This window comes from Micropruina sp., from assembly GCF_027492755.1.
Classification (GTDB): domain Bacteria; phylum Actinomycetota; class Actinomycetes; order Propionibacteriales; family Propionibacteriaceae; genus Micropruina.
Genome location: NZ_JAPUED010000127.1, coordinates 4,861 through 10,668 on the forward strand (window position 1 = coordinate 4,861; position 5,808 = coordinate 10,668).

The window sequence follows — 5,808 nt, forward strand, 5'->3', positions numbered from 1 at the left end:
CCGTCCCCGCGTGCCGGTCAGCGACGGATGTGGGTGCCCTCGGGGTCGAACAGCGGCTCGGCACGGACTGTCGCCGGGTAGCGCTCGGCGAAGTAGGCGATCTCAAGGGACGTGCCGGGTTCGGCCAGTTCCGGCGGAAGCCACGCGTAGGCGATCGAGCACCCGACGGAGTAGCCCTGATCGGCGCTGGTCACATATCCGACCGCCGCGGCACCCCCGGGCACGAAGACCGGCTCGTTGCCGAGGACGACGGCGCCCGGGTCGTCCAGGGTGAGACAGGCCAGCCGCTGCCGCACGGCGCGCCCGGCCAGCGCCTCCTTCCCGATGAACTCCGGCTTGGCCAGCCGCACGGCGAAGGCCACGCCGGCCTCCTCGGGGGAATGCTCGCGGGTCATGTCGGTGCCGAACGAGCGGTACCCCTTCTCCAACCGCAAGGCGTTGAACGCCCGCCGCCCGCCGGCGACGATGCCGTGGGCCTGACCGGCCTCCCAGAGCCGGTCCCAGACGTAGAGGCCGTTGTCGGCGGACAGGTACAGCTCCCAGCCGAGTTCGCCGACGTAGCTCACCCGTAGCGCCAGCGCCGCGGCACCGGCGATCCGGATCCGCTTCGCGCGGAAGTAACGCAGCCCCTCGTGGGAGACATCGTCGGTGGTCAGCGACGCCAGGACGTCGCGCGCCCGCGGACCCCACAGGCCGATCACGGCCTCGCCGCCGGCCAGGTCCCGGATCCGGACGCCGCTACCGGCAGCCAGCTGGGACTCCAGCCAGACCTTGTCCAGGTGGCCGTTGGTGCCGAGCATGTACTGCTCGTCGTCCAGCCTGGTGATCGTGACGTCCGACAGCACGCCGCCGTTGTGGTCGAGCAGCAACGTGTAGACGACCGAGCCGATCGTCCGGTCGATGTTGCCGCTGGCCACCCGGTTCAGCAGCTGGGTGGCACCGGGGCCCGACACCTCCAACCGCGACAGCGCCGACATGTCGTACAGGGCGACTCCGTTGCGGGTCGCGTGCGCCTCGGCGGCCGCGATCGGTGACCAGTTCCGCCCGCTCCAGTCGTCGCGTCGCGGCACCACGCCCAGGGACGCCACCAGGTGCGCGTTGGCCTCGTACCAGGTGGGTCGCTCCCAGCCGTTCGCCTCCTCGAAGACGGCGCCCAGTTCGACCTGGCGCGGGTAGAACGGACTGGTCCGCAACCCGCGCAGCCGGTTCGTCGGATCGTGCGGATGGACGACGTCGTACACCTCGTCGTAGGCCTGGGACGCCCGCTCCACGGAGAACCGGTGCGAGACCACCGCCGGGTCGAACCGGGTGTACTCCAGGCCATGGGTGTCCACCCCCGGGTCGTCGCGCACGATCCAGTCGGCGACCACCTGGGCGACGCCCGCCGACTGGGTCACCCAGACCGCCTGGGCCAGCCACAGGCCGTCCGCGCCCGGAACCGGGCCGAGCATCGGCCCGCCGTCCGGGGTGAACGAGAAGATCCCGTTGAAACCCTCGTCGAAGTCCACCCCGCGCAGCTCGGGCAACAGCCGGCGCGCCTCGTCCCAGGTGGGCTCGAAGTCGGCCCAGGTGAGCGGGTGGATCGCGGGATGGACGCCGGTGGCGGCGAACTCGTCGGCGGAGGCGATCTGTTCGGGCTCCAGCGGCATCGGCCGATGGTTGTAGGCGCCGATCCCGATCCGGTCGGCGTACTCGCGCAGGTAGAGCGAGAAGTCCTGATGCCGCAGCATCGGACGCACCATCTCGGTCAGCGGTGAGATCTTCCCGACCAGGCCGGGAACCGGACGGCTCCACCCGAAGCCGTGCTCCATCGGCACCATCGGCAGTTCGAAGCCGAGCAGGTCGCGGGCGATCCCGGGTCCCCACAGGCCGCCGGCTGAGATCACGATGTCGGCGGCGACGAACTCCGGCTCCGCGTCCCCTCGCGGCACCGGTACCACCTCGACCCCTTGCACCCGTCCCCCGCTGCGGCGAATCGCCGTGACCCGGGTCGACGGCACGATCCGGGCGCCGCGGTCGATCGCCCGCTCGGCCTGCCAGCGCACGGCGGCGACCGATTTCACGATGCCGTCGGTGGGGGTGTGCAAAGCACCCAGGACGGCGCCGGTGTCCAAGCCCGGCCAGAGCCGTCCGGCCTCCTCGGGGTCGACCACGCGGGCCGGAATCCCCCAGGCGGTCGCCAGCCCCCAGCGCCGGTGCAGGTCGTGCATCCGGGCCGGCGTGGTGGCGATCTCCAGGCCGCCGGCGCGCTTGACCAGCCACTGGTCGCCCAGCGACTGCCCGTCCAGCTTGTCCATCGTCCGGCGGGCGAGCAGGCTCATCGTCCGGTTGGGGGTGGTCTGGAAGACGAAGCCCGGCGCGTGCGACGACGAGCCGCCGGTCTCATACAAGGGCCCCTGGTCGAACACGGTGACCCGGCCCATGCCGCGCAGCGTGAGCTCATCGGCGAGCGCGGCTCCCACCACACCGAGTCCGATGATGACGACCTTGGGCTGGTGGGCGAGCTGGGACAAGTCGGTCATGGAGGATTCCTCTCACATCTGGCCTGACCAGAAGTTGCACATAACGCAACAGTGTGCTTGTGACGCAACAGTCTAGAGCGGCTGCACACCCGGGGACAACCACGATCGGGGTGCCGACCAACGCGATCATCCTGCGACCGCACAACGACACTTCCTTCGTCCGGATGCGCCCCTGACGCTGCGGGACCGCAGATTTCAGCGCTCAAAGCGGTCCCAAGTCTTGACAGGTCATGCCGCCGTCGCCAGTCTGTTGATTGATAGGAAACAGCGTGCATAATGCGCAACACAAGATCGGGTTGTCGTGGCCCCCGCGCTCCGGCAGGGCAAAGCGGTGCCGATTCTCGATCCCCTGCCCCCGACCTGCCGCGGGCCTGATCCCCGCACTCGGCCGACCCACACTGTCTGGAGGAGGTGCCCGGCACCACGCCCGCGCCTTTGGCCGCGCGTCCCGCCGCATCGTATGAGCAAGACCGAAACCACCAAACGCCTGGTCACCTCGCTGGCCAGAGCCCTCATCGACATGGTCGATCCGTCAACCCACGGCGAAAGGCGGGAGGGGCTCGACAAGGTCGTTTTCGGATCGGCGGCGGTGCTGACCGTCGCGCTGGTCGCCTGGGGCGTCGCGAACCCGGCCAGTCTCGGGGACGTCGCATCCAATGCGCTGTCCTGGACGATGCACAACCTCGGGTGGCTGTTCGTCATCGCCGCCACGGTCTTCACCGTGTTCGTCCTCGTGGTCGCATTGGGCCGATTCGGCCGGATTCCGCTCGGCAAGGACGACGAGCTGCCGCAGTTCAAGACACTCTCGTGGATCTCGATGATGTTCGCGGCCGGCATGGGGATCGGCCTGGTGTTCTACGGCGTCGCCGAGCCGCTGTACTTCTACATGTCGCCTCCGCCCGGAACCGTCCCCGGCCAGAGCACCGACGCACTGGCTGTGGCGATGGGCCAGACGCTGTTCCACTGGACCCTGTTCCCCTGGGCGATGTATGCGATCGTCGGCCTCGGCACCGCCTACGGGGCCTTCCGGCTCGGCCGCACTCAGCTGTTCTCCTCCATGTTCACCTCGCTTTTCGGCCGCAAGGTCGTCAACGGCGCCGGCGGACGCGTGATCAACGTGCTGGCGATTCTCGCCACCCTGTTCGGCTCCGCCTGCTCGCTGGGCCTGGGCGCCCTGCAGATCGGTGGCGGGTTCGAGTATTCGGGCGTGCTCTCCGACGTCAGCACTCCGGTCCTCGTGGTCATCATCTCGGTGCTCACCGCGGCCTTCATCGCCTCGGCGGTGTCCGGCGTCGAGAAGGGCATTCAGTGGCTGTCCAACATCAACATGCTGCTGGCCCTGGCCCTCGCCCTTCTGGTGTTCGTGGGCGGGCCCACCCTGTTCATCCTCAACGTGCTGCCGAACGCCGTCGGTGCCTACTTCGGCAACCTGCCCGAGATGGCGTCGCGCACCGGCGCGGGCGATCTGGCCATGTCCGAATGGATGTCCAGCTGGACCGTCTTCTACTGGGCCTGGTGGATCTCGTGGTCCCCCTTCGTCGGCCTCTTCATCGCCCGGATCTCGCGCGGCCGGACCATCAGGCAGTTCGTGACCGGCGTGCTGGTCGTCCCCTCCGTGGTCTCCACGCTCTGGTTCTCGATCTTCGGTGGAGGCGCCATCGGCCTGCAGCAACGGGCCGAGCAGTCCCAGGACGGCGCGAACGCCCTGAGCCAGATGGTGAACGGGTCGCCCGACATGAACTTCGACACGATCCTGTTCAAGCTGCTCGATCACCTGCCACTGCCGGGGTGGTTCACAGTCACCCTCTTCATCCTGACCGGGCTGCTGATTGCGATCTTCTTCATCACCGGCGCCGACTCCGCCTCGATCGTGATGGGTGCCCTGAGTGAGAACGGCGCCGAGGAGCCCCGCCGCTTCACGGTCATCTTCTGGGGGATCGCCGTGGGCGCCGTGGCGGCGGTGATGCTGCTGGCCGGTGGAGACGAACCCGCAACCGCCCTGACCGGCTTGAAGAACATCACCATCGTCTCGGCCGTTCCCTTCGTGATCGTGATGTTGCTGCTGTGTGTCGCGCTGTGGAAGGACCTGGCCAAGGACCCCCTGGTGATCCGTGGGAACCTCGCCCAGCACGTGCTCAGCGAAAGCGTCAGCTACGGCGTGCAGGCGCACGCGGGCGAGGCCTTCCAGCTCTCGACCATCGTCGATGTCGTCACGGTCGAGGCCGCGGAAGCCGCCGAGGCGTCCGAGGCGTCCGAGGACGAGCAAGGCAGCGACGACCCCTACACCCCGGCGGCCTCGGGGACCAGCTCTGCGTAGCACCGATCGGCGCGCGGGTGGCGGAGTGTTCGGGGGGTCCGCGGGACTCGCCGTCCGCATCCTCCCGCTGCCCCGCGCCAGACTCCGGCCAGTGGGATGGTCAGGTCCGCACGATGACGTCGGCGCTTTCCCGCGTCCGGTCGGCGGCGTACAGGGCACACTCCTGCGCGGCCCAGCGCTGCCAGTGCGGACGGTAGGCCTCGCCGTCGCGGGCGAGCCCGCGGGCCATCCGGACGGCGCGCGCGGCCTCCACCCAGACCCGCACCGCGATGAACTCCGCCGCCGGCCGCACCGTCGACGCACAACCCTCGACAACCAGCAGCGGCGTCCGGGCCACCTCGACGCGCTCACCCCAGCACGAGGCGGTCCAGTCCCACCGGCGGTAGCCGGCGTCCGTGCCCTGTGCAAGCGGGCGCAGCACCTGCTCGGTGAGCAGCCCGGGCGCCGCGGCGAGGCCGTCCCAGCCGGGGAACAGGTCGTCCATGTGCACGACCGGGCAGTCCAGAGCCTGCCGGACCTCCTCGGCCAACGTGGTCTTGCCCGAGCCGCTGGGACCGTCGATGCCGATCACGACCGTCCGGCCGCACCGCGGTTCCGCCGCCCGGACGAGCGCAAGAACGGCTGCGGCGGCGTCCGATTGCATTCCGGGACTCTACCGACGGCCGGGCTGCCGCGGCGCAGGCCCTAGAGTGAAGCTTTGAGCCACACCACGAAGGAGCCTCTCGGTGAGTGATCTCGGGGCCATCGCGTCCGATGTCTACCGCAACGTCCTGTCCGTCATCGAAACGGTGGAGCCGCGGATCGCGGACGCCACCCGCGCCGAGCTGGCCGACCAGCGGGCGTCGCTGAAGCTGATCGCGAGCGAGAACTACGCCTCGCTGCCGGTGCTGATGACGATGGGCACCTGGTTCTCGGACAAGTACGCCGAGGGCACCGTCGGGCACCGCTTCTACGCCGGCTGCCAGAACG

The 5,808-nt window shown here is 69.5% G+C and carries 3 protein-coding genes and 1 pseudogene; 2 read left to right on the forward strand and 2 right to left on the reverse strand.

What is annotated here, in order from left to right:
- Positions 1-17: 17 nt before the first annotated feature.
- Positions 18-2,522, reverse strand: coding sequence for an FAD-dependent oxidoreductase (locus Q0066_RS09200; protein ID WP_298132229.1), 2,505 nt, complete (start codon positions 2,520-2,522; stop codon positions 18-20).
- A gap of 460 nt (positions 2,523-2,982) precedes the next feature.
- Between Q0066_RS09200 and Q0066_RS09205 the strand changes: the two genes are divergently transcribed.
- Positions 2,983-4,839 carry a BCCT family transporter gene (locus Q0066_RS09205; RefSeq protein WP_298132231.1) on the forward strand — a complete coding sequence of 619 codons (1,857 nt, stop codon included), beginning with the start codon at positions 2,983-2,985 and terminating at the stop codon, positions 4,837-4,839.
- A 100-nt stretch (positions 4,840-4,939) separates the two neighbouring features.
- Here Q0066_RS09205 and Q0066_RS09210 read toward each other — a convergent pair whose 3' ends face one another.
- Positions 4,940-5,482 (reverse strand): 4-amino-4-deoxy-L-arabinose transferase, encoded by a 543-nt coding sequence (locus Q0066_RS09210; protein ID WP_298132232.1) that lies wholly within the window; start codon positions 5,480-5,482, stop codon positions 4,940-4,942.
- Positions 5,483-5,582: 100 nt separating this feature from the next.
- Here Q0066_RS09210 and Q0066_RS09215 point away from each other — a divergent pair.
- Positions 5,583-5,808: pseudogene (locus Q0066_RS09215) on the forward strand (glycine hydroxymethyltransferase); the annotation flags it as partial.